At 59.6% G+C, this 25,298-nt stretch carries 32 protein-coding genes; 19 read left to right on the forward strand and 13 right to left on the reverse strand.

The genetic code is table 11. The features are described from left to right. Positions 1-24 precede the first annotated feature (24 nt). Entirely contained in the window at positions 25-495 is a 471-nt protein-coding gene (locus GDA65_00505) for a DUF2127 domain-containing protein (GenBank protein ID MBA5861177.1), read from the reverse strand. 103 nt (positions 496-598) lie between these two features. Here GDA65_00505 and GDA65_00510 point away from each other — a divergent pair, with 103 nt between their 5' ends. Beyond that, positions 599-958, forward strand: coding sequence for a DUF4440 domain-containing protein (locus GDA65_00510; protein ID MBA5861178.1), 360 nt, complete (start codon positions 599-601; stop codon positions 956-958). Positions 959-1,782: 824 nt separating this feature from the next. Continuing rightward, positions 1,783-2,028, forward strand: coding sequence for a GIY-YIG nuclease family protein (locus tag GDA65_00515; GenBank protein ID MBA5861179.1), 246 nt, complete (start codon positions 1,783-1,785; stop codon positions 2,026-2,028). A gap of 49 nt (positions 2,029-2,077) precedes the next feature. On the opposite strand, the gene GDA65_00520 is transcribed toward GDA65_00515, so the two are convergent. After that, complete coding sequence (locus tag GDA65_00520; GenBank protein ID MBA5861180.1) at positions 2,078-2,644, reverse strand: AAA family ATPase; 567 nt, start codon at positions 2,642-2,644, stop codon at positions 2,078-2,080. A gap of 256 nt (positions 2,645-2,900) precedes the next feature. Between GDA65_00520 and GDA65_00525 the strand changes: the two genes are divergently transcribed. Beyond that, positions 2,901-3,851 carry a tetratricopeptide repeat protein gene (locus GDA65_00525; GenBank protein ID MBA5861181.1) on the forward strand — a complete coding sequence of 317 codons (951 nt, stop codon included), beginning with the start codon at positions 2,901-2,903 and terminating at the stop codon, positions 3,849-3,851. 33 nt (positions 3,852-3,884) lie between these two features. Here GDA65_00525 and GDA65_00530 read toward each other — a convergent pair whose 3' ends face one another. Then, the gene (locus GDA65_00530; GenBank protein ID MBA5861182.1) at positions 3,885-5,123 is read right to left on the reverse strand and encodes an MFS transporter; all 1,239 of its coding nucleotides are present in this window, start codon (positions 5,121-5,123) and stop codon (positions 3,885-3,887) included. 57 nt (positions 5,124-5,180) lie between these two features. Here GDA65_00530 and GDA65_00535 point away from each other — a divergent pair, with 57 nt between their 5' ends. The 3 genes from GDA65_00535 to GDA65_00545 all read left to right on the forward strand — a co-directional run bounded on the left by GDA65_00535 (position 5,181) and on the right by GDA65_00545 (position 8,143). Continuing rightward, positions 5,181-6,134: a hypothetical protein gene (locus GDA65_00535; protein ID MBA5861183.1), complete on the forward strand. Its 954-nt coding sequence runs from the start codon at positions 5,181-5,183 to the stop codon at positions 6,132-6,134. A gap of 817 nt (positions 6,135-6,951) precedes the next feature. Continuing rightward, positions 6,952-7,353: a hypothetical protein gene (locus tag GDA65_00540; protein MBA5861184.1), complete on the forward strand. Its 402-nt coding sequence runs from the start codon at positions 6,952-6,954 to the stop codon at positions 7,351-7,353. 70 nt (positions 7,354-7,423) lie between these two features. After that, entirely contained in the window at positions 7,424-8,143 is a 720-nt protein-coding gene (locus GDA65_00545) for a hypothetical protein (GenBank protein ID MBA5861185.1), read from the forward strand. Positions 8,144-8,288: 145 nt separating this feature from the next. Here the strand turns inward: GDA65_00545 and GDA65_00550 are convergent, their stop codons facing one another. From GDA65_00550 to GDA65_00570, 5 genes are all read right to left on the reverse strand, one after another. Further along, a complete protein-coding gene (locus GDA65_00550) occupies positions 8,289-8,585 on the reverse strand; it encodes a hypothetical protein (GenBank protein ID MBA5861186.1) in 297 nt (98 codons plus the stop codon). A gap of 289 nt (positions 8,586-8,874) precedes the next feature. Then, positions 8,875-9,120 (reverse strand): hypothetical protein, encoded by a 246-nt coding sequence (locus GDA65_00555; protein MBA5861187.1) that lies wholly within the window; start codon positions 9,118-9,120, stop codon positions 8,875-8,877. 99 nt (positions 9,121-9,219) lie between these two features. Continuing rightward, entirely contained in the window at positions 9,220-10,005 is a 786-nt protein-coding gene (locus GDA65_00560; protein MBA5861188.1) for a hypothetical protein, read from the reverse strand. Beyond that, entirely contained in the window at positions 10,002-10,949 is a 948-nt protein-coding gene (locus GDA65_00565; GenBank protein ID MBA5861189.1) for a hypothetical protein, read from the reverse strand. The genes GDA65_00560 and GDA65_00565 overlap by 4 nt, the downstream gene beginning before the upstream one ends. 182 nt (positions 10,950-11,131) lie before the next feature. Then, positions 11,132-11,728 (reverse strand): DUF4396 domain-containing protein, encoded by a 597-nt coding sequence (locus GDA65_00570; GenBank protein MBA5861190.1) that lies wholly within the window; start codon positions 11,726-11,728, stop codon positions 11,132-11,134. Between the two features lie 285 nt (positions 11,729-12,013). Here GDA65_00570 and GDA65_00575 point away from each other — a divergent pair, with 285 nt between their 5' ends. Next, positions 12,014-12,520: a hypothetical protein gene (locus tag GDA65_00575; GenBank protein MBA5861191.1), complete on the forward strand. Its 507-nt coding sequence runs from the start codon at positions 12,014-12,016 to the stop codon at positions 12,518-12,520. 34 nt (positions 12,521-12,554) lie between these two features. Next, positions 12,555-13,412, forward strand: a complete 858-nt coding sequence (locus GDA65_00580) for a methyltransferase domain-containing protein (protein ID MBA5861192.1) — start codon at positions 12,555-12,557, stop codon at positions 13,410-13,412. 67 nt (positions 13,413-13,479) lie between these two features. Here GDA65_00580 and GDA65_00585 read toward each other — a convergent pair whose 3' ends face one another. After that, positions 13,480-13,758, reverse strand: a complete 279-nt coding sequence (locus GDA65_00585) for a hypothetical protein (protein ID MBA5861193.1) — start codon at positions 13,756-13,758, stop codon at positions 13,480-13,482. 208 nt (positions 13,759-13,966) lie between these two features. On the opposite strand from GDA65_00585, the gene GDA65_00590 reads away from it, so the two are divergent. From GDA65_00590 to GDA65_00605, 4 genes are all read left to right on the forward strand, one after another. Next, positions 13,967-14,401 (forward strand): hypothetical protein, encoded by a 435-nt coding sequence (locus GDA65_00590; protein ID MBA5861194.1) that lies wholly within the window; start codon positions 13,967-13,969, stop codon positions 14,399-14,401. Positions 14,402-14,520: 119 nt separating this feature from the next. Beyond that, a complete protein-coding gene (locus GDA65_00595) occupies positions 14,521-14,925 on the forward strand; it encodes a competence protein TfoX (GenBank protein ID MBA5861195.1) in 405 nt (134 codons plus the stop codon). Beyond that, on the forward strand, positions 14,922-15,494 hold the full coding sequence (locus GDA65_00600; GenBank protein ID MBA5861196.1) for a DUF488 family protein: 573 nt from the start codon (positions 14,922-14,924) through the stop codon (positions 15,492-15,494). Before GDA65_00595 ends, GDA65_00600 begins: the two co-directional genes overlap by 4 nt. Before the next feature lie 52 nt (positions 15,495-15,546). Then, entirely contained in the window at positions 15,547-15,918 is a 372-nt protein-coding gene (locus GDA65_00605; GenBank protein MBA5861197.1) for a DUF2784 family protein, read from the forward strand. 11 nt (positions 15,919-15,929) lie between these two features. Here the strand turns inward: GDA65_00605 and GDA65_00610 are convergent, their stop codons facing one another. Both GDA65_00610 and GDA65_00615 read right to left on the reverse strand, forming a co-directional pair. Then, positions 15,930-16,514 (reverse strand): hypothetical protein, encoded by a 585-nt coding sequence (locus GDA65_00610; GenBank protein ID MBA5861198.1) that lies wholly within the window; start codon positions 16,512-16,514, stop codon positions 15,930-15,932. Then, the gene (locus GDA65_00615; GenBank protein ID MBA5861199.1) at positions 16,511-17,116 is read right to left on the reverse strand and encodes a sigma-70 family RNA polymerase sigma factor; all 606 of its coding nucleotides are present in this window, start codon (positions 17,114-17,116) and stop codon (positions 16,511-16,513) included. The genes GDA65_00610 and GDA65_00615 overlap by 4 nt, the downstream gene beginning before the upstream one ends. 212 nt (positions 17,117-17,328) lie before the next feature. Here GDA65_00615 and GDA65_00620 point away from each other — a divergent pair, with 212 nt between their 5' ends. Continuing rightward, a complete protein-coding gene (locus GDA65_00620) occupies positions 17,329-17,805 on the forward strand; it encodes a group 1 truncated hemoglobin (GenBank protein MBA5861200.1) in 477 nt (158 codons plus the stop codon). Between the two features lie 157 nt (positions 17,806-17,962). Here the strand turns inward: GDA65_00620 and GDA65_00625 are convergent, their stop codons facing one another. Further along, positions 17,963-18,871, reverse strand: coding sequence for a restriction endonuclease (locus GDA65_00625; GenBank protein MBA5861201.1), 909 nt, complete (start codon positions 18,869-18,871; stop codon positions 17,963-17,965). A 557-nt stretch (positions 18,872-19,428) separates the two neighbouring features. Here GDA65_00625 and GDA65_00630 point away from each other — a divergent pair. Beyond that, on the forward strand, positions 19,429-19,668 hold the full coding sequence (locus tag GDA65_00630) for a hypothetical protein (protein MBA5861202.1): 240 nt from the start codon (positions 19,429-19,431) through the stop codon (positions 19,666-19,668). Positions 19,669-19,732: 64 nt separating this feature from the next. Here the strand turns inward: GDA65_00630 and GDA65_00635 are convergent, their stop codons facing one another. After that, entirely contained in the window at positions 19,733-20,434 is a 702-nt protein-coding gene (locus GDA65_00635; GenBank protein MBA5861203.1) for a cyclic nucleotide-binding domain-containing protein, read from the reverse strand. Positions 20,435-20,756: 322 nt separating this feature from the next. Between GDA65_00635 and GDA65_00640 the strand changes: the two genes are divergently transcribed. From GDA65_00640 to GDA65_00660, 5 genes are all read left to right on the forward strand, one after another. Continuing rightward, a complete protein-coding gene (locus GDA65_00640) occupies positions 20,757-21,113 on the forward strand; it encodes a hypothetical protein (GenBank protein ID MBA5861204.1) in 357 nt (118 codons plus the stop codon). 226 nt (positions 21,114-21,339) lie between these two features. Further along, positions 21,340-22,527 (forward strand): methyltransferase domain-containing protein, encoded by a 1,188-nt coding sequence (locus tag GDA65_00645; protein ID MBA5861205.1) that lies wholly within the window; start codon positions 21,340-21,342, stop codon positions 22,525-22,527. Then, on the forward strand, positions 22,527-22,883 hold the full coding sequence (locus GDA65_00650; protein ID MBA5861206.1) for a metalloregulator ArsR/SmtB family transcription factor: 357 nt from the start codon (positions 22,527-22,529) through the stop codon (positions 22,881-22,883). Before GDA65_00645 ends, GDA65_00650 begins: the two co-directional genes overlap by 1 nt. Positions 22,884-22,934: 51 nt before the next feature. Continuing rightward, positions 22,935-23,972 carry a radical SAM/Cys-rich domain protein gene (locus tag GDA65_00655; GenBank protein MBA5861207.1) on the forward strand — a complete coding sequence of 346 codons (1,038 nt, stop codon included), beginning with the start codon at positions 22,935-22,937 and terminating at the stop codon, positions 23,970-23,972. A gap of 139 nt (positions 23,973-24,111) precedes the next feature. After that, positions 24,112-25,245 carry an inorganic phosphate transporter gene (locus tag GDA65_00660; protein MBA5861208.1) on the forward strand — a complete coding sequence of 378 codons (1,134 nt, stop codon included), beginning with the start codon at positions 24,112-24,114 and terminating at the stop codon, positions 25,243-25,245. The last annotated feature ends 53 nt before the right edge of the window (positions 25,246-25,298 follow it).

Below are 25,298 nucleotides of genomic sequence, written 5' to 3' on the forward strand. Positions count from 1 at the left end.
GCGCCGCGATCCCTTCCGCGCGTATCAGCGCAAGGTCTCTTCCGCCAGCCTGCGCACCAGATACCCCACAATGGCGATGTTCACCGCCAGCACCGCCATCCCCGACATCGACCAAACACGGACCACCGCGTGAAATTCCCCGGGCAGTAGAACACAGGTGGAAATCACCGTTAGATAAGCGGCCCACGAGGTTTCGCTCCACAAGCCGAACCCTTCGATGAACAGCAAGGCCGCATAACCGAAGCTGACCAGGCTCACTAACAACACACTATGGCGCGGCAATGAATCCACCGTAAGGGCCAGCGCGTGCAGCAGCCGCGTGTGGATGCTCAAGTGAAGCGCCTCCAGAACCGGTGAGAGACCGGTCTCGATCTCGGGATCGATCCACCGGAGAAAGCCTGTTCCCGCCAGCAAGACCAGCAGCCCTTTCAACAGCTTGAAGAGGGCAATGGGAGCCAGGCTCGTCCGGTGCGACATCGGCGCGCTCACGGGCATTGCACCGTTTCCGGCCGCCCGACGACAAAGGGCCCTTGCTCATCAGGCGGCCGTTCCCCTAGGCTAGTGCCTGCCATAGGATCTCAATGAAAGGTTCACGGTGATGACCGAACAATTTGCACGGAGCCTGGCCGAAGCGTGGATCGGCGCCTGGAACCGGCACGACCTCAAGGCTATCCTCCATCATTATGCACCGGATGTAGAGTTTACCAGTCCATTCGTGACGGCGCTATCCGGAGAGCCGTCCGGCATCCTTCGCGGCCGCGAACGGTTGACCGCCTATTTCGAAAAGGGGCTGCAAGCCTATCCCGACCTGCATTTCGACTTACTACGCATCCTGACAGGAATCGACAGCCTGTTGCTCTATTATCGCAGCGTCAACGGCATGCTGGCAGCAGAAATGATGACGGTCAACGGCAAGGGGTTGATCCAAACAGTGCGGGTACATTACGTCAAAGAATAGGCCTGCGCAGCAAACACAGTGCGGCGCCACTCTTCAGGCCATGCACACAATCACGCGCTTCGCGGGACAAGCAGACTGCGCCTGATCTGTCGAACGATTTCAGCTGGAGGAAGAGCAGCGTCGATCACCAGCGCATCGGCAGATCCTTGTGGTTCACCGCGACCCGTTGCCCGGGATTCGGCGGCCACGACCACCGCGCGCCGCGCACAGCCTCGCGCCTTCCCTTCGTGGCCGTCATTCCAGGCGTGTTTCGCCGCAGAACGCTCCTGAGCAATGCGCGAGGGATGCGACTTAAACCCTACTCGACGCGGCTGAAGTCGGACCTGTCAATAAGGCAGGCTTGCCGATGAAACGCGCATCACCATGCTCGGCCGCTGCAAAGATCGAGCATGGCGTCCAACTGAAACACACAATCCGAAGATGATTCGTCACAGTGATAATTCCCCACGATTTCAGGGAAATCCCTATTCCTCTCTGGAGCCGAGGCCGTCATACTGGGCGCGCTCTGATGAGGATGGCTGCACGTACTTGCCAACGACACCTCCGATCAGGCCTGAACACATCATGGCTACTCATCGGTTACACAAATCCAGCAAGTACCGGTTTCACGATTCGGTGCGCAAGGACCGGAAGTTTCTGATCGTGGCATTGGCCGCAGCACTCATTCTAGCCGCCCTGCTGTCCGGCCTGGGATTGACGATCTTTCCCACCTTCTCCAAATAATCGCCTCTTCCCGTCTTTTCAGCTATGATCTCGCACGCGCGGCGCACCTCTTGTCCGGCGGAACCGAACCTGCGCGCAAAACCCTTCAAGCTTCACCACTCATGATGTGGATTGTCTATATCCTGGAGTGTGCCGACGGTAGCCTCTACACCGGCATCACGAATGACTTGGAACGTCGTTTGCGGGCGCACGCAAGCGGAACAGGCGCGAAATATACGAAACGTCGGGGACCGTTTACGGTGCGGTATACCGAATCACTGGATAACAAAGGCGCCGCGTTACAGCGCGAGGCCGCCATTAAGGCATTGGATCGATCTGCCAAAGTGGCGCTGCTGACAAGTCCGTAAGGGAGCGGGACGTGGACGAACGCGTTCTCTCCGGCACGATAGGCTCTCCTTACTTCTTTTTGGCCGCCCTCCTTTTTGGTTTCACCGCTGAGGAAGCCTTCTTTTGAGACGGTTTTTTCTTCGCGGTCCCGCCCAGCACAATGACCGGCTTTTCCGGCGAGAAAACTTCCTCGATCCGGCTCTTGCCGTTGGTCGTCAGAATGACCAGTCCCTGGTGATGCTCGATGCACTGCAGGAGATGCGAAACGTCAGTGTTCGCATACCGATCGCCGGCGTCGTTGAGCGGCGTGCCTTTTCCAAACAAGGCATCGGCCTCATCAAAGAAGAGAATCGACCCGTGGCGATTCGCCATATCGAATACGCGATTCACATTTTTTTCGGTCTCGCGGGCATGTTTGCTGACGACCGCCGACAAATCCACACTGGCGAGATGCAACTGCAGCTCCTCCGCCAGGACTTCAGCCGCCTTTTGCCGACGGAGCGGTGTGGCCCCCGACAAGACGATCACGGCGCCGGATGGCTTGCCGGCGCGGGCCTTCCTGGTCTTTTTCACAGGGGCATTCTTGTTTTGTTGCGGAGTCCGCTTCTTTCGCCGGGTCACTGGTGCACCTGCCATGTCCTTCATCCCTTTCCGCTGCTGGTTTGGCCCATGTCATCGCTCCCCTCAGAGCACAGCCGCTGAGTATAACCGGTTCTTCGCTCCGTCGCTGAATTTCTTCGTATTCACCCGACAGCCGGTCGGCCAGGCATACACAAGGCCGTCCGGGGACCCGCCTCAGATCTCTTGACCTGGCCGGGACGCGGATGCAAGCTTACGCGACAGATCGCTCTCCGGCATAGGCCGCAATTCTACGACTTGATGGAGACGCAGCATGATCGGTTTCTGGTTCCTCCTGCTCTGGTGTCTGCCGGCTCAGGCCCTGGCCGTTCCCCAGGGAGACGTCACTCCCATCGCCTCGCCCAATCAGCTGTCCGGCCATGAATTGCTTCGCATCGGTGAGGTCCACGACCAGCAAGAACATTGGCATGAAACGTTGACCTATTACCAACTCGCGCTCTCGAAGTTCCGGGAGAAACAGCAAAACCAGGGCATCGCCACCACGCTGGTGAAAATTGCGCGCGTGCATGAACGGCAAGGGAAGCTGCAAGAAGCCCATACGTCCTTGAAGGAGGCCGAGCACTTATTCGCCCAAGCGTCTGACCGGTCCGCCCATGCGGAAACCCTGCTGGCGATGGGCCGCGTGGCCGCACAACTGGGGCACCCTGGCGAATCGCGCGACGCCCTCACCCGGGCCGCCGCCTTGTTTACCCGCGTGAGGAATGCGAGAGGATGGAACGAAACGATGGTGCAGCTAGGGCTTCTGCACGTCGTCGAAGGCTCGGCAGATGCCGGACTCTCGTCCTTGCAGCAGGCGGCGGAAGAGGCGCGCACTCGGCGCCACGTCGATCAGCAGTTCACCGCCACCGTCGCGCTCGGAGACGCCTATTGGCTGCTGAGCCGCCTCGAAGATGCCCGAGCGACCTACCTGGACGCCCTTGCGCTGGCCCAAGCGGAGCATCACCTGCCATTCGAAGGCATGTTGCATCTGCGGCTCGCCCGGCTCGATCAAGGGAAGGATTCGCTGGATGATCGGGTCGCGCTGGGGAAACGGGCCCTTCACATTGCCCAGGCGATACAGGATACCGCCGGCGAAGCCGATGCCTGGTCGCTCCTCGCGGACCTTTACCGGCAGTTAGGACAGCAACCGGAAGCGGAAGCGGCGGAGACGCGGGCGCTGGCGATGTATCGCAGCCGGGAACTCTTCGTACACGGTGTCCGGTAGGCAGAGGCTAGCCTGCTCGAGCGCCCGGGCCGGTCAAGCGGCCCGGGTCGCGCGCCAGGCCGTGCCCGCACTGACCAACAGCAGCACCGTCGAGAGGAGATAGGGCGCTCCGGGCAACTGCCAGTCGGCTTGCGGGCCGATGAACGCAGCAAAAGTCTGGGTGAACAATGTCGGACCGATCAATCCGGCAATGCCGGTGAGGCTGGCAATCGCCCCTTGCAGTTGTCCTTGCTCAGAGGCGCTCACCCGGCGCGTCATGAACACCTGCGCGGAGGGACCGGCCAGTCCCCAAAACGCCATCACCGGAATACCAAGGCAATACAGGAACGGCGTGGGCGCCAGTCCATAAATGGCGAAGCCGGTCGCGCCGCAGAGGAGCCCCGTGAGCAACGTGCGGCGCTCCCCCAGCCGCGCCGTGATGGGCCGCACCAAGGTGCCCTGGACAATCATGGCGCACATCCCGACCGCCGCAAGCGTGAATCCCACTGCCGACGGACCCCAGCCATACCGATACCCCAAATACAACACGGCCACGCTGGGCAGCACCCCGTGAGCCAGGTTCATGAGAAAATTGGCGGCCGCCAGACCGAACAGTTCGTGATGGGAGCGCAGAAGGATCAAGGCGCCGGCCGGGTTGGCCCGCTGCCATCGGAACGGAGCCCGCTTCTCCACGGGAAGTGATTCCGGCAAGACAAAAAATCCGTAGCAGGCATTGAGCACACTTGTCGCAGCGGCGCCCCAGAAGGGCCAGCGTGGATCAATCGCGCCCAGTAGGCCGCCTACAGCCGGTCCCAGCACGAAGCCCAGCCCGAACGACGCCCCCATCATACCGAACGCGGCGGCGCGTTTCTCCGACGGCGTCACATCGGCGATATACGCGCCTGCGGTGCTGAAACTCGATGATGCGATTCCAGATATCACTCGACCGGCGAAGAGCCAGGCCAGGCTGGGAGCCAGCGCCATCAGGATGAAATCGAGGCCGAGCCCCAAATTGGAAAGGAGCACCACCGGACGACGCCCGAACCGATCGGAGAGGGCGCCCTGAATCGGTGAGCAGACAAACTGCATCAGCGCCCAGGACGTACCCATCAGACCGTATATTTCCGCCGCCTGCGCCGTGTCGCCGCCCAGAAACTCCTCGACCAGTTTCGGCAGCACGGGAATGATGATCCCGAACGACAACATGTCGAGGACGACCGTGACGAGGATAAACAAGACCGCCGCTTGCCGCGGCTGCGCTGATGGCTGGGGCTGATTCATGAAGTGCGCCATCGTACCAGGCTCGCGACCCCGCCGCACAGAAAAAGGCGGGATGATTCACGGCAGGCCGTGCCTCCTCTTGCAACCGGTTTTCTGGTACGCTTCCACCCGATGCCCGCCGCGCTCCAAGCCTTCATCGCCATTTTCATGCTCGGCGCGTTGCTCCGTTCCTCCGGGCTGCTCGGCAAACGGCACGCGGAACGGCTCGCATCCATCGTCTTTTCGATCAGTCTGCCAGCGACGATTGTCGTCTCACTCGATCATGTCGCCGTGGCTCCCAGCGCGTGGAAGCTGCCCGTCGCAGCCTGCCTGATCACACTCTCCATGGAATTGTGCGCCTGGCCGCTGGCGCGCGTGCTTCACCTGCCGCGCGCATCGCAAGGCGGATTTCTACTGGGCACCGGCTGCATCAACTCCGTGTACTTCGCCTACCCCGTCGTGCTCGCCACGTTCGGCGACAGCGGCCTGGCGCACGCGATCCTCTTCGACCTGGGGCAAACGACGCTGACACTGACCGTCCTCTATGCCATTGCCGTGTGGCACGGGGCCAAGAGTGCGACCGCTCAATCCGCCTTCGTTCGATTTGTCTCGTCACCGCCCTTATGGGCGCTTTGTATCAGTCTGCTGTGTGCGCTGGCGGAGTGGCATCTTCCGACCTGGCTGCGAGAGGTCTTGACGCCGGTTCACTTGAGTACCACGCCACTGGCAAGCCTGGTCCTGGGCCTGTCGATCAGCTTCACCGCCCTTCGCCGCACCCTGGCCTTGGCCGCTCTCGGCGTAGTGATGCGCATGGCGGGCGGCCTGCTCCTCGGATTCGGCGCCGCATATGTGCTGAACCTCACCGGGATCGAACGGGCGATCGTCATCCTGATCGCCGCCATGCCCTCCGCCGTCACCGCCGTGATCTTTGCCGCAGAGACAGGGCTCGACGAAGACCTGGTCACCTCGATCGTCGCACTCTCCATTTGCGCAGGCATCGCGATCCTTCCATGGCTCCCGCAGCTGGTCCGGTTGCTGGGATAGGGGTCAAAGGACCCTCAACACCTGTGGGAACGGCATCACGCCGTGTGAGGTTTTTGCGACGGCAAAAATTGCCGGGCGCGTCGTGCCATGAGGCGGCCTGCCGCTTCAGCCGCCGATAGACGCATATTATCGAATAGTTTGGGGTATGACGGCATAATCCCTCGACGCAACAGATTACGGTATGGTGCTTGCTCTCTTCATCGGCACACGGACTGGAGGAACCATCATGCACGACCCCGCGCTTTGGGCAAGTTGGTACGTATGGCTACTGGCTGTTCCTGTTCTGGTCATCGGGACGCTCATTCGAGACTGGTTTCACCGGCGTCATCCCGTGCGATTGCCCAAGCGGTCCTAGAACGGCGGTCCACCTTGAGCCGGTGTGACCTCTCTGTGGGGCCGGGGCGCCACACAGCACCCGCATCCGTCAGTCATAGCTCATTTCGATCAGGCAGTGACCATCCCCGCACAGTCTGGCGGCATCGCCACTTTTCCTGCGCTGCGGCGCGGCAACTTCGATCGCGATCAACGATTGCCGATTCCGGATGGGACCGGCCACGGTTCGAAATCGTCCGTCAATTCCAGACTACGTAGTTGTATCGGATGGGATACGGCTCTGTATCGTATGCGATACCCGCTCACGCCGCTCCGCTCCACTGCCCGTCGAGCTGATGTACCTCAAACACTTGTTATTGCGCACGAATCACGCCCACTGGCTTCATGGCCCGAAGGTTGCCTTTTCCCATTCTCAAACAGAGTGCCAGGGACGCATGTCGCCTCACGAGGACAACCAACGGGGAGGCCCGCGCAGGAGGTCAATATGTATTCCATCTCATATAGATCGCGCCTCACACTCGTCATCCCGCACGTAGCAGTCCTAGCCATCAGTGCCCTGTCCGGATGTGTCCCTCCGCCGCCCCATCAGTTCGTGCCCGGAGGGCCGGTCGGGGAAGCAGGAGACGCACTCCAAGGTCCGCGACAAGCCAGCGACGTCGAGGTGCGCGCGATGCTGGCAGAATCTTCGCAGCGCCAATCAAATCCTTCCGAGCGAATCGATCTGAACGCACTGCTTACGCAAATTTCTCAAGCCACCACCTTCCGGCAGAAACAGCGTTTGGTGGATCACTATCACCACGCGGCTCTTCTTCTGCCGGAAGCCGAGCGACGTCAGGCCTTTCAGCAATTACGCGACCTGGATAATCCTGGACCGATGACCAAGTGACGGCCCTGGTGAGCCGACCCGAGCCGGTCAGGCTCACTTGGCCCGGATCAAACAGAGAAAGGAATTGACCATGAAGCCCTTACGAATCCTCGCCCTGCTGACGCTCAGCGTTGCCGTAACGATCGGCGGGCAGCTCCTGACGGCCGAGCCGGCCGAAGCCCACAACTGGCTTGGGGACTGCGTCGTCGATTTCGACAATACGTTTGCCTTGACCTACATCTACGGCCAAGCGAGGGGGAACTTCGGCTTTCCCACCGGGATCGACAATTCAGGCGAGTTACAACCGTGTAATGCCACCCATCAAGCTTGCTGGACCTACCGTCATCGCTGTTTCGGCAACTACATCAACGTCGAAGATATGACCTACGGACATATCCACCTGACGTTCGATAGTCCCAGTCTGCTCACGCCTTGTTTCGTCGACCCGGGCGACGGCCCGGGCGCGGGATACGGACGATCGGTCGGCAATGACTGCGTGGCAGCCGATTGGATTCATGAACCGCGAACACTCGGCACGCATGGCAAAGATCACTGGATCAAAATCTGGATGGAAGATCGGGTGAGCCACCAGCCGCGCGTTTTCGACATGCCGGTGATCAGAGTGGCGGGAACCGAACCGATTCAGTTCTGGTTCAAGAAATCAAACGGCAGCTGGTGGTACTGGTCCAGCCTGGCCCCCAACCCCTGGTTGGTCGGCGGATGGGTGCAGGATGTGATCGAAGTGCGGATTCGAGGGGCTCAGGCTGCGAAAGGGCCGTACTTTATCGGCGCCTTCTCAATCCTGGACTAATAGGATGTTGAAGATGGCCGTAGCGTGGTGCCGCTTCATGCAGGTTCTCAACGTACCACAGAGGTGTGCCTCGACCCTTCATGTGCTACGGCCGCGCTGGCGGCCATTGTGAACATGCTGCGGCAATACGCTCGAAAAGGAACCATTACCTGCCGTCGGGAACCTGCAACTTGATGGAGAGCGCCCTTCGGTCATCGGTGATCTGCGCTACGATCTTGTCCCCGGTTTTTAATCGTCCGGCAATCACGCCCTCAATTTTGGTCTCAGGCGTCACCTTCAGGCGCTCTTCGTGACCGGAGAATTCTTTGACGATCAGCTCGCCCTCTTCCCAATACAAGACATCGGCCTTGATCACGATGGCTGCGGGAGTCTGCATACCTTCAACCGCTGTTGCGGGAATGACTGCGGAAAAGAACAAATACACTGCGAGAAGAAGTGCCATCACCAACCCTCCCGTTTTTCTTAGCCTACCGATGCTCACAGGCGACTGTCAATTGGTGGCATTCTAAATCACTCGCGAATCCACCTCGCCATACGAAGCGTATGATTGCGAGCCCTTGCCTTCTCGTTCTACTCCCCGGAGTGGCCTAGCAGATCACCCAGCGCGCCCGTCCAACGATGGCCATACAAGGCTGGGCGCCGAAATCTCATGGTTCTCCCTCCTCCCCTTCATTCTTCCGGGGAGCAGCCGCAGCGGTCTTCCCTGCACGCATGGGCCTGGCGCATGCTGATCATGCGCGGGCTGCGAGCAAGAAGGACGGGGCGGGCGCGTAGGACCCGAGAACGGAGCGGCACCGGGCGCGAGCGGGATACATGCCGGTCTGGTTGCGCCTTTTCTCGAGTACGCGGATGAGGGGTTCGCAGGTGTCCTGATTGCCCTTGCCGGTGGCTTCGCAGCAGGCGTCAACGGAGGCAACCGCCACGAGGAAACTGCACTGCGCAACGAGACTGCCCGCGCAACGACCGGTTTGTCCCATGCCCGCCTCCGGAGACGCGCGCATTATCTGCTTGCAAAACACACCACGTCAAGGTTGTCATCGAACCAACGAGCCTGCGAACTGCTGCTCCGTAACATCCTAAAATCCCAATGAAACGCCGACGGTTCCCAGCAATGCCGCCCTGTCGGAAGGCCCGAGGAATTCGGTGCCGAGTCCGCCATCCAACACGACACGCGAGGTGAGCTGGTGGCGCAGGCCGATCTCCACACCGGTGTGGTTCCGCTGGCCTTGGAGGTCGGATTGTCTGGTGTAGAGGCTGGCAATCAACGTGTCGCGAAAACGAGCGGGATACCCCAAGGGATAACTCACCGCCGCGACGGCACGATAGACACCGGACCGCTCCTGCCCTTGCGGAGAGCCGAGTACGGTGTACCCCCCATTGAAATGCACGCGCAGCCGCCCGAACGACCGGGTCAGGATGCCGGTGAGTTGCGTATCCACCCCTTTCGAGTTCACGCCGGTGGGCAGATCCGCCTCGACGCGAACGGCAAACGCCGGCAGCATCAATGTTTCCGTATTGAAGTTATAGAGGACCCCGAGGTGGAGATCCCCGGACTTATTGGCTCCCACAAGCGAATGAGGGTCGGTGAACAAATCCCCCTGAATTTCGATCTGAGTATTGTCGAATGCGCCATAAATGATTTGCGGCTGAAAGGTGACGTTGGTACGCCCCTGACGCCGGTCATTGAATCGCACACCGCCTTCCAGGCCGATCTCTCCTTTCGGAACGGCGTAGGCATCCTCCATTCCGATCGGACGGTTGGGATCAAGGTTGTCATGATCCAAGGCAGACAACGGCACGGGCGTCAGCATGAGGGCCCCGACGAGCACCTGCGCAAGAAATCGGTTACCCCTCAGCTTCAATGGTGATGCTCCTCTCCTTGCACGATCATCGGATTGGTCGCATCCGCACTCGCGAGATAGTAGTGATTCACCAGGCGATAAATTTCAGCGCGCTTCGCCTCCCACGTCGGAAGCCCCTCGCTCGTCAGGATATCGCTGATGTTGTCGTGCAGCATATGCAGATTGTCGAAGATATGCGCAATCTCCGGATACCGCGCGGCAAACTGCGGGCTCAGTTCCGCCGTGAGTGGCATGAACGTCCACTCTACGGGCGGCTGATCGAGATACCGGCGATAGGTTGTGAGAATCGGACGCACCGCCTGAGCTTTCGCGGCCAGGTCGCGCGCGGCCAGCAGTGGATCGTAGACCGCGACCTGCAGATAGTGGTACGACCAAATCGTGGCGTTGAAGAGCGGGAACCGCTGCCGAAACGCTTTGGAATAGGGGAAGGCATCCAGGCGGCGGTGGTCCAGTTGCTTGGACGTGATGGCATACTCGCTGTCCTTGTAATAGGTCAAGACATCCTGGATCGCGCGATCCTTGTCCGGTTCGTCCGACACGGCAATGTCATACGTGGCGCGGTGCAACGCATGCGCTTCGTCGAAGGTGTTCTGCGCGCGCCAGGCCAGCTTCATGTAGGTGGGGGCAATGGCCTCTTCGTTGGGGTTCAGTCGCGGCTTGGTCGCGATGAACGCGAGCGTCTCCTTCCGGGCCCGCTCCTCAATGGCCGGTACGTCCTGACCGCCGGTCAGCAGTAAATTCTCGTACAAATTGGAATGGCCGAAGTCGACGCCATTGAACTCACTGTCGAGTTCGGCCAGATCTTCCCGCAACGAAAAATTCCACAAGGCGCGGTAATAAAACCGCTTGTCGCGCGGTTCGAACTGACTGCACCCCGCCAGCGCGAGGGCGGCCGCGGCTGTGGCCACGACCGCGATGCTGCGCACATATTTTCCAATGGTCATGCTGAATCGCTCCTCAATCACCGTGATCAACATCCCGGCCCGGACTATTCATGAATGCCTGTTCTGCCGTCCGATTCTCTCGCCCTCGAGGCAGTTCTCGCCCGGCCTCGCTCGCGAGAGGGTGACGGGAAGTCGGGTCCGGCATATCGCAGCAGCGGATCGACCATTGCAACCGAACCGTCTCAGTGGCCATGCTGCCCATGCACCAGCGCATGGCCCTTGCCCCGCGCAATCAACCAGCGGTTGACGGGAAATGCCGCGACTCCGGCCATGAACAGTGACACAATCAGGCTGCCCCAGAACAGTGGATCAAGCAATCCGGCTTCCATGGCGCCGGGAATGATGACCATGAGGGCGTTGTCCACCAATTCCATGGCCGCCATCGAGAGGGTATCGGAGGCAAAGGCCAACCCCAGCGCCGTTCCCCAGGCCATACCCGCCCGCCGCAACGGATAGACGGTCATGGCATAGCCGAAGGAAAAAGCCAGCGCAATAGCAAGTCCGACCGTAGGCCAGCTACTCCAACCCAACGCCGTGCCGATCGCCATCCCAAGGACTTCGCCGATCGTGCAGCCGCTCAAGCAATGCAGGGTCGCCATGAGCGCCGTTCGATCGAGTGACGGTGTCCGGTGTTTCTCTTCACCATGCTCCTGATGGTGTCGATGGCCAAGATGATCGCGCTCAGCCTGTCGGCTTTCATGGTCATTTCGATGATGATCATGTCCTTTTGACTCTGCGTGGCGTGGTGCGGTTGCAGTCGCCAAATGATACCTGCTCATGCGCAGCCTCCCTGTGAGTGGTGATATCTGCCGTGCACCACTACAGACGGAACGAGGTGGAAATTCTTACAGCGGCAGGTGGAGCAACCAACTGGCGCGGATTGCGGAATGACTCTCTGTCCTTCTGCTTTGTACTCACCAGTCCGAATACGTGTATTTCTCACTGACTTTCCAGCTTCCTGCCGTCCAGTTTTGCGACAGCGCCGGAAAAGTCTTGATCTCGACCTTGGAGGCATGCTTGACTGAACCGTGTTCCGCATCTTCCCTGTTTAATGGAGGGCTTGCATGCCGCGTGGAATTCACCGCACTCTCTATAGCCTCTTCTTTCTCCTCCTCATCCCCCTCGTGACCCAAGCCGCCGACATGCCTGATACCAGCCTGACGCCCTTAAAATTCCTTGCGGGAGAATGGAAAGGAGCGGACGCGGACGGGAAGGCCCACAAGATCGCGTTTGCCCTCAGCTCAGGCGGCACGACTCTCACCGAAATCCTGACGCCTCCCGATAGCCCTCCGATGACGACCATGTATTATAGCGACGGCGACCAGCTGATGTTGACGCATTATTGTTCGCTCGATAACCAGCCGCGCATGCGCGCCGCGGCAATCAAAGACGGAGAGAAAACCATTGTGTTTTCCTTCGTGGATGCGACGAATTTGAAGAATCCAACCGATGTGCACATGCATCAGCTTTCGATCGAAGTCAAAGACCACGACCACTTCACCCAAACCTGGACATTGAGCAAGGCCGGAAAAGACGTGCCGAAAGTGTTTGCCTTTGAGCGTGTGAAATAGCCCTCACTTACGTCGTCCCACAAGGAGCCCGCCGATGCCGTCACAAACACCCGCAGCTCTGATCGAAGCCCAGCGAGAGGATTGGAATCGCGTCGCCGCCGGCTGGGATAAATGGGATCAGTTTTTCAATCGTACCATGGCATTTATCAACCACCGGCTGGTGGCTGATGCGCGCATCCGCCCGGGACTTCAGGTCTTGGACTTGGGGTCAGGGACCGGGTATCCGGCGCTTTTGGCCGGTGAGGTGGTGGGGGCTGATGGAACGGTGGTCGGCATCGATCTCGCTGAATCCATGCTGGCGGTGGCCTCTCGCAAAGCGAAGACGCTTGGCCTGCAACACGTCAGCTTTCGGACCGGAGATGTGACAGCATTGCCGTTCGACTCCGGTTCGATGGACTCGATCATCAGCCGGTTCTGCTTGATGTTCCTGCCAGAGATTCCCAGGGCCACTGCGGAAATCGCGCGCGTGCTGAAGCCGGGAGGATATGTCGCAGCCGCCGTCTGGTCGGCCCCGGACAAAAATCCCTTCATTCGCATTCCGATGGACGTGATCAAAACCATCACGCCCCTTCCACCGCCCGATCCCGAGGCGCCGGGGATCTTCCGTCTGGCGCGTCCAGGCGACTTGGCAGGCATGTTCGAACGTGCCGGGCTCATACTGCTGGATGATCAGGAGTTCACGGCCGAAGTGACCTACGCCACGGCGGAAGAGTTTTTTCTCGGACTGATGGACGTCGCCGCACCAATCCAAAACCTCTTTGCCAAACTCACCCCGGCGCAACAAGCCGAGGCGAAACGCGGCATCATCAAGGCTGCAAACGAATACCGACGACCGGAAGGGGTTTCATTGCCGATTGCGGTGCGGATCGTCAGCGCACGCAAGCCTCAGTAACGCTCCAAGCGGGGCACATGCCCGGCGACGGCGTGCGTCGCCGGGCATGTGGCGGACTGACCGGACCTTAGTCGGTGACTTTTTCCTTCAACTCCTTCACCTTCCCCTTCGCCCGCTCTCCGGCTCCCTTCATTTTGCCTTTTGCCCGTTCCAACTCAGCCTTCGTCTCGTTCCCCTTCAACTCCTCTTTCATCGCCTTCGCCTCGCCCTTCATCTCCTCGACATCCGCCTTCATTTCACCCTTGGCCTTCTCCATCTTGGCCTTGGTCTCACTGGCCTCCGCAGAAAACATCATTCCTACCGACACACACACGCCGATAACCAGCGCCGTCATGAATGTACGCATACCCATCCTCCGAATGTTAGGTGAACCGCCGTGAGCAATTATCAATCTGCACGTTCCCTCCCCGTTGCCCCACTAGCAAACCCCCTAGTTCTCGGGTGTCGAGTTTCCCATGGAGAGAGACTAGGGTTACCGCCAGTTGAACCAGTGGCATTGCGGCGACACACTCGTGCCGACAGCCTCTGGTCCCTATCGAGAAAGGAGCGTGCTCATGCGACACCTCATTCTTCGCAGCCTCCTGGGCTTCGTGCTCGTCACAACCGGCGGGTGCAGCTATGTGTTCTACCCTCACGCCAAAGACTTCACCGAGAAGGCCAAGGGTGGAACCACGGTTGAGACCTTGATCAACCTGACGAATATGATGGAAGCCTCCGCCAAGTCCGGCCAGCAGGGGAAAGGGAAGGACCAGGCCTTTGATGATCTGCACAATCAGCTCCACGCCTTCGACAACACCATTTGCTGCGTGGACAAAAACAAACGCGCCCTGCCGGCCTATGACTTGGTTGTCACGCATAACAAGGAACTCTGGGCGATCTTTAAGCGGGTCTCGAAGTTCAAGGATGATCAACCCCAACGCAGTCAGCATTTGGAACTGTTCGCCACGGAAGTCCGTGAACTCCGGGACTCGCTCCAAGCATTGAAATGAATGCCGGAATGTTGCACAGTGCGCCACGGCGGAGGAGTCAGGCTCGATGACTCCCCGCCGATGCAACGATTTACGACGCTGCCGCCGGCCTGTCGAGCCGACATATATGGCCGACGTCCATGCGGGAAAACGCGAAAGGTGCGTGGCGCATGCGTGCCGACAGCTTCAAAGATTTTGTCCTGGACCAACTCGGCCGGGTCCCCCACATCATCTGTAAAGCGATGTTCGGTGGCCACGGTCTGTATCAGCGCGAGACGTTCTTTGGGATCATTCACAAAGGCCGGTTCTACTTAAAGACACATGAGACGACCCAATCGGCGTATGCCGCGCGCGGCATGCAGCCGTTTCGCCCGAACGGCAGGCAACTTCTCACACACTATTACGAAGTGCCGGTCGATATTCTGGAAGATGCCGGACAGTTGGAGGACTGGGCCCGCCGGGCCATTGTGCCACCGAGCGCGCAATTGATGCTTCCGTTTCATGACCATCCCTCGACAGGGGATGTTCTCGCCCAACTGTCATGAGCCAATCACTCCTCACTCCCACTCAACGACTCTGGACGATCGGTCACTCGACCCATTCAATCGAAGAGTTTCTCGCGCTCCTCCAAACCCACGGCGTCCTGCGGCTGGTGGATATCCGCCGCTACCCCGGTTCTCGGCGATATCCTCATTTTCATTCGGCTGCGTTGGCCAAGAGTGTTCCGATGGCGGGAATCCGGCATGAAGCAATGCCGAGGTTAGGCGGGCGTCGAACGGCACGATCCGATTCACCTAACAACGGCTGGAAGAACGCGGGCTTTCGAGGGTACGCCGACTACATGCAGACAGAAGAATTTGAGAGGGCACTCGGCGAGCTGATGGCCCATGGCGAGCATGAACGAACCGCCATCATGTGCGCAGAAGCCGTCCCCTGGCGTTGCCATCGCTCCCTGGTCGCTGATGCCCTTGTGTCACGCGGGTGGGAGGTCACCCATATTCTAGGTGCCCACCAGGTCAAGCAGCACCAACTCACGACATTCGCAATAGTCCAGTCCGGCCATCTGATTTATCCCGCGCCACCCGACCAGCGTTCCACTCCCCTGATGTTGTAGACATTCTGCCGCTCATTGTGTTCATCCCGGGGTTGCTGCACACTATCGGCCCATGTGGTATCGCGTCGGCGCCGACCTCGTCCTGCTGCTGCACCTGGGTTTTGTCCTCTTCGTGATCGGTGGCGGGGTGCTGCTGCTGAAATGGCGAGCCCTGGCGTGGCTCCATGTGCCGGCGGTGGCCTGGGGCGCCCTCATCGAGTTCACTGGCTGGATCTGTCCGCTGACGCCACTCGAGCATGATTTACGCACGCTGGGTGGTGAATCGGCGGGCGGAACCGACTTCATCGGCCGCTACCTTCCACCCCTGCTGTATCCCGCAGCACTGACGCGCGAGATTCAAATCCTGCTAGGTCTGCTCGTGCTGCTGGTGAACGTGATGCTGTACTGGCTGGTATTCTTCAGGCGCCCGGGTGGGAAACCGTAGCGATCGATTCGCTACCGGATGGGTTCGTTTTTGGACGAGGTCATGACCAGGGCCAGACACCCCTGTTCGCTTGAGGTGACGGGATGCACGGTGCCTGCCTCTGCACGATGGTAATCCCCGGCCTGCAGAAACTCACCGGCGCAGACACAGCTTCCCTCAAGCACATACAACTCTTCGACCTGCGGATGGCGGTGGCCGATCAGCGCGCCGCCGGGAGCCAACCGCAACAACATGGTCGTGCGTGCCGCCGCCTGATCGTGAAACAAGACCTTCATCAAGAGCCCCGGGGCCAATTCCTGCCAAGCCAGGCCCTTGCTCCGGACGAAGGTGAAGCCTGTTGCTTCAGCGGGCTCCTGCGGTTCCCGCGCGATTTGCGCCATGAGCCGCTCCTTGAGAGAGGCCGGAGGAGGGATAGCCGGGCCACTAAACGCCAGCTCCTGCACCACATTTTGAAACGCTGCCACATCTTCCCGTGTGGAGGCGGAGGCGGTCTCCAATGCACGCGTGAACTCCCGCTGCGCGTCGTCGCCGAGGGCCTCCAACGCATAGAGTGCCGCCAGTTCGGCCAAATCCTGTTCGCGGCGAGGATCGGTCATGACAGCAACCCCTCCCCGTGAGGCGCGAGCACTTCGCGCAATTTGATCATCCCCAGCCTCATCCGCGTCTTCACTGTCCCCAGCGGCAGCTTCAGGTGATCGGCAATTTCACTCTGACTCAAGCCCCAATAGTAGGCCAGCGCGATCGCCTGGCGCTGTTCGACGGAGAGGCTCGCCAATGCGTCCTGCACGAAACGTTGCCGTTCCAATCCCGCGCTGTATTGTTCCGGCGTGTCCTCATGGCCCGGCAACTCGGCCGCTTGTTCGAGCGGAACGTGCCGGCCCCGCTCCAGATAGCTGCTCCGAAACCGGTCGATGGCTCGGCTCTTCGTGAGCGTCATGAGCCACCCCCCCGGCGTGCCTCGCTCCGCGTCATAGGTCGAGATCCGGCGCCAGACCTGAGTATAGACATCCAGGGTCGTCTCCTCGGCGGCCGCATGATCCCCGAGAATCTTCATCGCCAGGCCGAAGACCTTCGCGCTGCTGACATCGTACAGCTCCGCCAGCGCGGATTGGTCTCCGACCGCAATACGCGCGAGGAGTCCCGCCCATTCCTGCTCATGAATCGATGGTGCGTTGGCCACGGTCTGGGTGTCACACATGGGTGTCCTCGTGAAGGTCTACGAGTGCACCCGTTCTCTTGGATGTCTGATTGCTCTCCGTGTCAGGCGGAACTGTAGCATCGGGCTCACCGTGGCGCAACGGCACTTTTTTCGTAAGGGCGGAGATCCAATTGCCTTCAGCTCTCGTAATCACAGACAGAGAGGCCGATAAGGCGGCCCGCCATACAGACTCTTAACCAGGAGGACACATCATGTCTCACCGCATTGCATCACTCGCCATGGTCTTCGGTCTTGCGCTGACCGTCTCCGCTTGCAATAGCATGGGCTCGTCGCCAGCCGGTACGGCCGCCACGGAAAAATCCCTGTATGATCGCTTAGGCGGCAAAACCGCCATCACCGCTGTGGTCGATGATTTTGTCGGACGCGTGGCCGCCGACAGCCGCATCAACGGGAAGTTTGCCAACGCCAATATCCCACGTCTGAAGAGCATGCTGGTTGATCAGATTTGTCAGGCCTCCGGCGGCCCTTGCACCTACACCGGCCGCGACATGAAGAGCACCCACGCGGGTATGGGTGTCAGCAGCAGCGACTTCGATGCGCTGGTCGGCGACCTGGTCGCCACGCTGAACAAGTTCAAAGTGCCGGAGAAGGAGAAAAACGAGTTGCTGGGCGCGCTCGGCCCGATGAAGGGGGATATCGTCGAGAAGCCGATGGCCTCGATGCGGTAGCGGCTAGGCCATTTCACCGGATGAAGGCGGGGCGACCGTTGCGGTCGCCCCGCTATGCCCCTACGTTATGAGGCTACACCAAGCCGACCTGGCAGATGCGCAACAACGACATCGCCGCGACCAATGTCCTGTCCGCGCGCAAGACGTTAGCCATCGGTCAGCCTTCAATGAAGTAGTCGCTGTCAATTTTCTTGGTTTCATACGACGTGACTGATGTGACGCCAACATTGTGATCGATCATGAGCTGGGATAATTGGTCCCCATCTATGAGAACGATTTTTGAGTTGATCTTGGCGACATAGTCTTCAGCCTCCCGAGTGAAACCGGACGTGGTGATGAAGATGCCTTTGTTCGCGCGATGTCCTTGTAAGGCGCCCGCAAATTTTTGAATGTCGGGACGGCCGATCGGTGCTTGCCAACGCTTGGCCTGGAGATAGATCACATCAAGACCTAGACGGTCTTCGTTAATGATTCCATCGATTCCTTCGTCCCCACTGCGACCGATTGCTTTTCCCGCTTCTTTGCGGGAACCTCCATACCCCATCTTCACTAGCACATCGATGACCAGCCGCTCGAAGAAGGCCGGGGAACATTCTTTTGTGGTTTTCAGCAATTCCGAAGAAAGATCCTCGCGCAGTTTCTGATAGGCACTTTCGAGAAGTTCTCCCGGTGTCTGCAGGCTGTCGGTTTCGGTCGGCTCGTTGGCTGGCTCGGAATCCCGGTGTTTTGTCCGGAATGCAATAAACTCCGGGAACTGACCGAGGAATCTGACGTTGAGCTCTGGCAGGTTTTTCGAGAGCACGTCCCGGCCTCGCTGGGTGATCCGAAAGTACCCACGGCGGGTAGATTCCAGTAGCGCTGCCTTATTCATATAGGTTCGAGCCCAGCCAACGCGGTTAGCGAAGGTGAATTGCGATCCACTGGGCAGTAACTCTTTTCTTTCCCCCTCCGTCAGGTTGAATCGTTCGGCCAATTCCTCAACGGCCTCGCGCAATGTGTGTTCGTTCCCATCGGAAGCAAGACGAAGGAGCGGAAGCATGACGGACTGGTAGTCAGGAATTGCCATATATGACTCATGGAGTGTGAACAGCTACAATTGGGGCTTTCGGCCGCGAAGCTAATTTGCCAATGCTTCTCTATGGCGATCCCCACGGCTCGTGAACCATACCCCATGCCTGTTGACCGTTCAACAGGCCGTAGCGGTGAGGCGATCCCTGGCGTATGTTTCTAGGCACACAGCCCGTATGCTATTCCTATGAACCCAGTCCCCTAACAGCGCCCACCAGTTATCCGATGCACTTCCTACTCCGCTGATCGAAAGGCGTCACCCTCGCCCCCTATCAGGATGCGGAAAAAGTCCACCAGCGGCGTTCTCGCATCGTTCAGAGGCTCAACGTACGACGAGAGTACGATTCGCCGCTTCACTCGCTGCGGCCTTGCTGGATGGCCTTGTTGCGCATCCTGCCTACTATCGTGATACCAACACGCCACGTGAGCTGATCGCGGCGTGGCGTGCAAAAATGAGTTTTTCCGCAGCCCGCTATGGATGGATCCTTGGTCGCAAACACTTCTTCTGTCATGGCCCTCACAGAACAGACGACCGGTCTCCTCTAAAGTGACCGCATGGCGCGTCTCACCATTGTGGTACACCAGGGCTGTCTCTCCATCCATTCCGTGCAGAAGTTGGCGGAAGAGGTTCGGCAACGGCTCCCCGACTGGACCATTGAGCTGATATCCGCAGAACGCAGTACCGAGTCCAGCGGGCTCATTGTATTCCCGGCCTTTCTCGTCAACGGGACATTGGTAGCGACAGGTCTTCCTGAAAGAGAATGGCTCCTGCAGCGACTGCAAGGGCACAGCTGAGAGGGGGAGAAAGGATCACTGCGAAAAGACCAACGCCCACGGCGAGGCCGCCCCAAAGGCGGTCTTAGGAGGCGAGTCGCACCAGCGCGTCGGGTTGAAGGATGATCACCGTGCGCCCCTCAGTATGGATCAGCCCTTCTTCCCTGAACTGCCCTAACGTTGTGCTCACCGTTTCCCGGCTGCAGCCGATAAGATTGGCCATTTCCTGATGGGTCAGCTTCACCTTTAGACGCACTCCCTGCGGGCCCGGATCACCTTCGCTCTTGCCCAACTCCGAAAGGAGATGCGCCAGCCTGGCCGGCACATCGCGGAACACCAGGTCCTCCACACGACTCTGGATCTTCTTCAACCTGAGTCCGATCAGTTTCGTCAGGTTGATGGTCACATTCGGATGCATGGCCAAATACTGATCAAATTCCTTGCGCGGAATCACGCAGATCAACGCATCGTCGAGAGCCTCCGCTGAGGTGGACCTGGGAGTATCCTGCAGCACGTCGAGTTCTCCAAACACGTCGCCGGCCTCGATGATCTCGAAGGTGACCTCCTTTCCATTTGCCGCCGTATTGGCAATTTTAACTCGGCCGCGCTTGAGCAAATACACGCTGCTGCTGGGATCACCTGGAAGATACAGCGGCTGCCGTTTTCTGACCTCTTCCATGCGGGTGATCTTCTCCATCTCGTGCATGGCTGAGGGAGAGATCCCGTCAAACAATCGAATGTGTTTCAGGAACCACAGCTTATTCGGAATGGATGGCGACCGTTCCATGTGCGCACCTCATTGTTGGAGTCCTGTACGGTACTCATCTATTCCCGACAAGGCAACGGCTTGAAAGAACAGGTTCATTGCCCTTTTCCTCCGCAGCGCGCCAATCCATCCCAAGGCCGAACGAGGAATCCGACCGTCTGTGCGGCATGGCACGGCTGAGAACGTCGCCGAAAGGTTTTAAGGTCCTTTTGTAAGCCAGCTCACAGATGTGAGGAGGGTCGGCGCAGTAAAGTCTTGCGTATGGCGGCATATCGACGGGTTCGCTCAAGTCTGCAGCGGAGCCGTCTCTTCATTTATCTGTACGTCGGGAAAGGAGTGCGCGATGTCAAAAGTGGCGATTGTTGTACTGGCGGACACGCAAACACACGAAGGGTTAGGGCGCGTGGTGAACGCGATGGAGGCCGTCAAAGAGTTCAAAGATGGTCAGGACGATGTCCAACTCATCTTTGACGGCGCCGGGCCCAAATGGATCGTGGAGTTGGAGAAGCCCGATCACATGGCCCACGGGCTATACGTGGCAGTGAAAGATCGCATCAGCGGAGCCTGTGACTTTTGTGCGGGCGCCTTCGGCGTGAAAGACCAAGTCGCCGCCTGCGGGATCGCACTAGCAGGGGAGTACGACGGCCATCCGAGCTTCAAAAAACTCGTTTCGCAGGGGTATCAGATCATCACGTTCTGAGGGATAGCGTGGGGGCGAGGCATCTGGGAAGGAACTCGCCTCCCCATTTGCGTGGGTAGTTCCGTAGAATGTGCAACCGTCGGCCGCTGAGTTCTCTCGAGAACGATCTTCCGAGGGACGGGCGTCATCAGACTATTCGTTGCACCAGCTCCCCATTGGCCGAGTTCATGCAAAATGTGTTACATAGAATTCATTCCATATCATCCGAAGGAGACATGAGGGGGATATGCCCACCGACGATATTACACAAAAAGTCAGCGAGCGTTATGCTCGCGCCGCCTCGACGGGCGAGCAGATGTGCTGCCCAACGGGGTACAACTTTGACGATCTGCGCTCGTTCATTCCGGATGCGGTTCTGAACATTTCCTACGGGTGCGGCACGCCCGCCGGGCTGGACACGGTGCAACCAGGTGAAACCGTGTTGGATATCGGCTCCGGCGGCGGGATTGATTGCTTCGAAGCGGCACGCCGTGTAGGCGCCAATGGCCGGGTCATCGGAATCGATATGACCGACACCATGCTGGAGATCGCCCGCCGCCATGCCCCCATCGTCGCCACAAATCTCGGGTATCCGCAGCCGAACACCGAATTCCGCAAGGGCATGGCCGATGCCATGCCGGTCGAGGACGCCAGCATCGACCTCATCATCTCGAACTGTGTCATCAACCTGGCCCCTGACAAACGCAAGGTCTTCCGCGAGATGTACCGTGTCTTGAAACCCGGTGGTCGCTTCACGATCTCCGATATCGTCTCAGACCAAGTGGTGCCGCAATATATGGTCCACGACGCCGCCAAGTGGGGCGATTGCCTTTCGGGAGCCCTGCAGGTCCAGGACTACATTGGCGGGATGGTGGATGCCGGCTTTCGCGCCGTGCACCAGATCAAGTCCGGGGCCTGGCAATCGATCGACGGCGTTCATTTTCTGTCCGTCACCCTGACCGGGTACAAGCTCCCTGAAGCGGTCGGGAAAGAGGCCCCGCTCTTTGCCACGCTCTGCGGCCCCTTTTCCACCGTGACCGACGAACTGGGCCAACAGTACCGACGCGGTGTCCCGCAACCCATTGAGGCGCACGGTGCGCAACTGCTGCGGAGTGAGCCATTGCGCTCACTCTTCCTCATCGGGCCGGCTCCGATCACCCTCGATGCGGCTGATCCCCGCTGGTGCGCGGTCCTCCCAGAGCAGAAGCCCTGCGTCTGGCAAGGCGCCTACGCCATTCTCACCGGGCCGATCATCAGCGCTGAAGACGATGATCATCATCAGTACTATCGCGGAGTGCCGTTGGAAATCTGCTCCAAAACCCAGCACGTCCTGATGCAGGACACCTACCGGCCTCACTTCACCATCTACCACCGAAGTGCGAGCGCGGTGGAGGGGGAGGCGGTCAGTTGTTCGCCTGAAGGGAATTGCTGCTGATGCCACGCCACGCCATCGCCAATCTGACCACCCCGCGTGAGTGTGCCGCCGTCTTGAAGGCCATGGGCGATGAAACGCGTTTGCGTATTTTGGAATCACTGTTGTTGGGCGAAAAGTGCGTGAGCGACCTCACACAAACCCTCTGCTGCTCGCAGCCACATGTGTCCCATCACCTCCGCATTCTTCGGGAGGCCGGATTAGTGGAGGGGCATCGACACGGCAAACAAGTCTGTTATCGAGTCGAGCCAACCGTCCAGCGAGCGATGAAACGTCGAGGCGAACAGGTGCTGGACTTTGGATGCTGTGAATTACGTTTTCCTACCTCGACCTTGCTCACCGTGCAGCACAAACACTGAGGCCAGGACTCCGGCGATGAACGCGCTCCACACGACTTGGGATGGCCCACGATGGCACTGACGCTTGTGGGCCAACACAAACCGCTTGCGTCTTCTGCCGAGCAATTGAAGGTACTTGCAGAGATCGGGACCTGCCTGCCGTTTGAGGAACAACTTCGCCGAAGTGGTCTGTCCCCGCTCCACGCGACCGGCATCACAGTGCTTCAACTCAATGTGGGCAAACTCTGCAACCAAACGTGCCGCCATTGCCACGTAGACGCAGGGCCTGACCGGACCGAACGCATGTCTCGAGAAACCGCTGAGCAATGCATCGCGGCCCTGGCGCAGACGGACATTCCAACCGTCGACATCACCGGCGGAGCGCCGGAACTCAATCTCAATTTTCGTTGGCTGGTCGAGCAGGCCCGTGCCCTGAACCGGCACGTGATGGACCGCTGTAACCTCTCGGTACTGCTGTTGCCCTCGCAGGCCGACCTGGCAGCCTTTCTCGCGGCACACCAGGTAGAGATCGTCGCCTCTCTTCCCTATTACCGCGCCGCGCAGACCGACGCGCAACGGGGTGAGGGTATCTTCGACAAATCCATCCAGGCGCTTCGCCTGCTGAACGCGCTCGGCTACGGCCGTGAGGGCAGCGGGTTGCTCTTGAATCTCGTGCACAATCCAGTCGGCGCCTTTCTGCCTCCCAAACAGGAGGCGATCGAGGCGCAATTCCGGAGAGAGCTCCGCACCAAGCATGGCGTGGAATTCAACCACCTCTATACGATCACGAACATGCCGGTGAGCCGGTTCCTTGAATTTCTACTGGAAAGCGGCAATTACCAGGGATACATGGCACGTCTTGCGAGTGCGTACAATCCCGCTGCCGCCGCCGGCGTCATGTGCCGCTATACCCTCTCGGTCGGCTGGGACGGGGCGCTCTACGATTGTGATTTCAACCAGATGCTGGACCTTCCGGTGCGGCCCGATGCCCTTTCGCACATCCGGGACTTCGATCCGGCACGACTCCATCAGCGGGAGATCACCACTCGAAATCATTGTTACGGATGCACGGCGGGAGCGGGCTCGTCGTGCGGCGGTGCGGTGACCTGATTACCATGCTGACACCGCCGTCCAGCTTCGTTCTCAGCCGTGTACCCGCCTCACCGTACTTATCCGGTACGCGTCGGCGGACTCACATCCCTGCAGTCTTGCCGGATCGACGCTTTGAGCATTCTGCGTGGGAGACCGCATGGATATTTCTTTTCTGACCTTTGCGCTGGTGTTGGCGTTGGCCTATGCCAACGGCGCCAATGACGTCTCGAAAGCCATCGCGACATTGGTCGGCAGCGGAGTCACCAACTACCGCACGGCGATTCTATGGGGAACAGCCTGGACCATCGCCGGAGCCGGATTCGCCACCCTGGTCGCCGGAGCGATGGTCAAGACCTTCAGCAATGGGCTGTTGCAAACCGGCACGAGCCTTTCGCCCACCATCGCTCTGGCTATTCTGTTCGGCGCGATGGCCTGGGTCCTCGTGGCATCACGAACCGGCCTCCCCGTGTCGACAACCCATGCGCTCACCGGCGCCATCGTGGGAACCGGGCTGGTAGCGTTTGCGGGAGAAGGGTTGTTGTGGGAGGCCATCGGCAAGAAAATCGCGTTGCCCTTGCTACTCAGTCCTTTTCTCGCCTTCGGCCTCTCGCTGCTATTGCACCCTGCTGTGCGCCAGTCGGCGGAAAAATGGGGAGGAGCGTGTCTCTGCCTGATGCCCGCCTCGCGCGCACTCTTCACCATTGACGCTCGCGGGAGCACGCGAACGCTTTTTCAGAGCACGGGATTTGGCCAGCCGGTCGTCGCGGTGCCGGCTCAATGTGACCGCGCAGGGCTGCGGGGATTGTCCGTGGGGCTCGATACGGTCCATTGGCTTTCCAGCGGGCTCGCGTCCTTCGCGCGCGGCACCAACGACGCGCCAAAAATCGTCGCGATGCTCCTGCTCGGTAGCACGACGGCAACTTGGCCCAGCCTGTGGTTTCAGTTCTCGGCCTTCGGAGGGGTGGCGTTCGCGATGGGCCTGGGCAGTTACTTGGGCGGATTACGCGTCACCGAGGTGCTGGCCGAAAAGGTCACGCGCATGGACCATGCGGAGGGATTGACGGCGAACCTCACCACTTCGACGCTCGTGCTCTGTTCCGGCTGGCTGGGATTGCCGGTTTCAACAACTCATGTCAGCAGTTCCGCGATTATCGGCATCGGGCTCCTCAAAGGCTTCACTGCGGTACGTTGGACGACCGTGCGCGACATGGTATTGGCCTGGGTCATCACCGTGCCCGCTGCCGGAGGCTTCGCCGCTCTGGCGTACGTACTCCTTTCGCGCTTCTCGTAACCATGCTGCTCTATCTCGAATGGCTCGCGCGGCTCATCCTTCGACGAAACGTA

The organism is Nitrospira sp. CR1.1, assembly GCA_014055465.1.
Classification (GTDB): domain Bacteria; phylum Nitrospirota; class Nitrospiria; order Nitrospirales; family Nitrospiraceae; genus Nitrospira_A.

Excerpts from the sequence above, each read along its gene's own strand:
- GDA65_00540 (MBA5861184.1), top strand. The coding sequence starts at position 6,952 with ATGTATTCCATCTCATATAGATCGCGCCTCACACTCGTCATCCCGCAC.
- GDA65_00555 (MBA5861187.1), bottom strand. The coding sequence starts at position 9,120 with ATGGGACAAACCGGTCGTTGCGCGGGCAGTCTCGTTGCGCAGTGCAGT.
- GDA65_00550 (MBA5861186.1), bottom strand. The coding sequence starts at position 8,585 with ATGGCACTTCTTCTCGCAGTGTATTTGTTCTTTTCCGCAGTCATTCCC.
- GDA65_00520 (MBA5861180.1), bottom strand. The coding sequence starts at position 2,644 with ATGGCAGGTGCACCAGTGACCCGGCGAAAGAAGCGGACTCCGCAACAA.
- GDA65_00590 (MBA5861194.1), top strand. The coding sequence starts at position 13,967 with ATGCGACACCTCATTCTTCGCAGCCTCCTGGGCTTCGTGCTCGTCACA.
- GDA65_00530 (MBA5861182.1), bottom strand. The coding sequence starts at position 5,123 with ATGGCGCACTTCATGAATCAGCCCCAGCCATCAGCGCAGCCGCGGCAA.
- GDA65_00650 (MBA5861206.1), top strand. The coding sequence starts at position 22,527 with ATGCCACGCCACGCCATCGCCAATCTGACCACCCCGCGTGAGTGTGCC.
- GDA65_00625 (MBA5861201.1), bottom strand. The coding sequence starts at position 18,871 with ATGGCAATTCCTGACTACCAGTCCGTCATGCTTCCGCTCCTTCGTCTT.
- GDA65_00510 (MBA5861178.1), top strand. The coding sequence starts at position 599 with ATGACCGAACAATTTGCACGGAGCCTGGCCGAAGCGTGGATCGGCGCC.
- GDA65_00545 (MBA5861185.1), top strand. The coding sequence starts at position 7,424 with ATGAAGCCCTTACGAATCCTCGCCCTGCTGACGCTCAGCGTTGCCGTA.
- GDA65_00635 (MBA5861203.1), bottom strand. The coding sequence starts at position 20,434 with ATGGAACGGTCGCCATCCATTCCGAATAAGCTGTGGTTCCTGAAACAC.
- GDA65_00585 (MBA5861193.1), bottom strand. The coding sequence starts at position 13,758 with ATGCGTACATTCATGACGGCGCTGGTTATCGGCGTGTGTGTGTCGGTA.
- GDA65_00620 (MBA5861200.1), top strand. The coding sequence starts at position 17,329 with ATGTCTCACCGCATTGCATCACTCGCCATGGTCTTCGGTCTTGCGCTG.
- GDA65_00610 (MBA5861198.1), bottom strand. The coding sequence starts at position 16,514 with ATGACCGATCCTCGCCGCGAACAGGATTTGGCCGAACTGGCGGCACTC.
- GDA65_00515 (MBA5861179.1), top strand. The coding sequence starts at position 1,783 with ATGATGTGGATTGTCTATATCCTGGAGTGTGCCGACGGTAGCCTCTAC.
- GDA65_00605 (MBA5861197.1), top strand. The coding sequence starts at position 15,547 with ATGTGGTATCGCGTCGGCGCCGACCTCGTCCTGCTGCTGCACCTGGGT.
- GDA65_00645 (MBA5861205.1), top strand. The coding sequence starts at position 21,340 with ATGCCCACCGACGATATTACACAAAAAGTCAGCGAGCGTTATGCTCGC.
- GDA65_00615 (MBA5861199.1), bottom strand. The coding sequence starts at position 17,116 with ATGTGTGACACCCAGACCGTGGCCAACGCACCATCGATTCATGAGCAG.
- GDA65_00655 (MBA5861207.1), top strand. The coding sequence starts at position 22,935 with ATGGCACTGACGCTTGTGGGCCAACACAAACCGCTTGCGTCTTCTGCC.
- GDA65_00660 (MBA5861208.1), top strand. The coding sequence starts at position 24,112 with ATGGATATTTCTTTTCTGACCTTTGCGCTGGTGTTGGCGTTGGCCTAT.
- GDA65_00640 (MBA5861204.1), top strand. The coding sequence starts at position 20,757 with ATGTCAAAAGTGGCGATTGTTGTACTGGCGGACACGCAAACACACGAA.
- GDA65_00575 (MBA5861191.1), top strand. The coding sequence starts at position 12,014 with ATGCCGCGTGGAATTCACCGCACTCTCTATAGCCTCTTCTTTCTCCTC.
- GDA65_00570 (MBA5861190.1), bottom strand. The coding sequence starts at position 11,728 with ATGAGCAGGTATCATTTGGCGACTGCAACCGCACCACGCCACGCAGAG.
- GDA65_00600 (MBA5861196.1), top strand. The coding sequence starts at position 14,922 with ATGAGCCAATCACTCCTCACTCCCACTCAACGACTCTGGACGATCGGT.
- GDA65_00630 (MBA5861202.1), top strand. The coding sequence starts at position 19,429 with ATGGCGCGTCTCACCATTGTGGTACACCAGGGCTGTCTCTCCATCCAT.
- GDA65_00565 (MBA5861189.1), bottom strand. The coding sequence starts at position 10,949 with ATGACCATTGGAAAATATGTGCGCAGCATCGCGGTCGTGGCCACAGCC.
- GDA65_00595 (MBA5861195.1), top strand. The coding sequence starts at position 14,521 with ATGCGGGAAAACGCGAAAGGTGCGTGGCGCATGCGTGCCGACAGCTTC.
- GDA65_00505 (MBA5861177.1), bottom strand. The coding sequence starts at position 495 with ATGCCCGTGAGCGCGCCGATGTCGCACCGGACGAGCCTGGCTCCCATT.
- GDA65_00580 (MBA5861192.1), top strand. The coding sequence starts at position 12,555 with ATGCCGTCACAAACACCCGCAGCTCTGATCGAAGCCCAGCGAGAGGAT.
- GDA65_00525 (MBA5861181.1), top strand. The coding sequence starts at position 2,901 with ATGATCGGTTTCTGGTTCCTCCTGCTCTGGTGTCTGCCGGCTCAGGCC.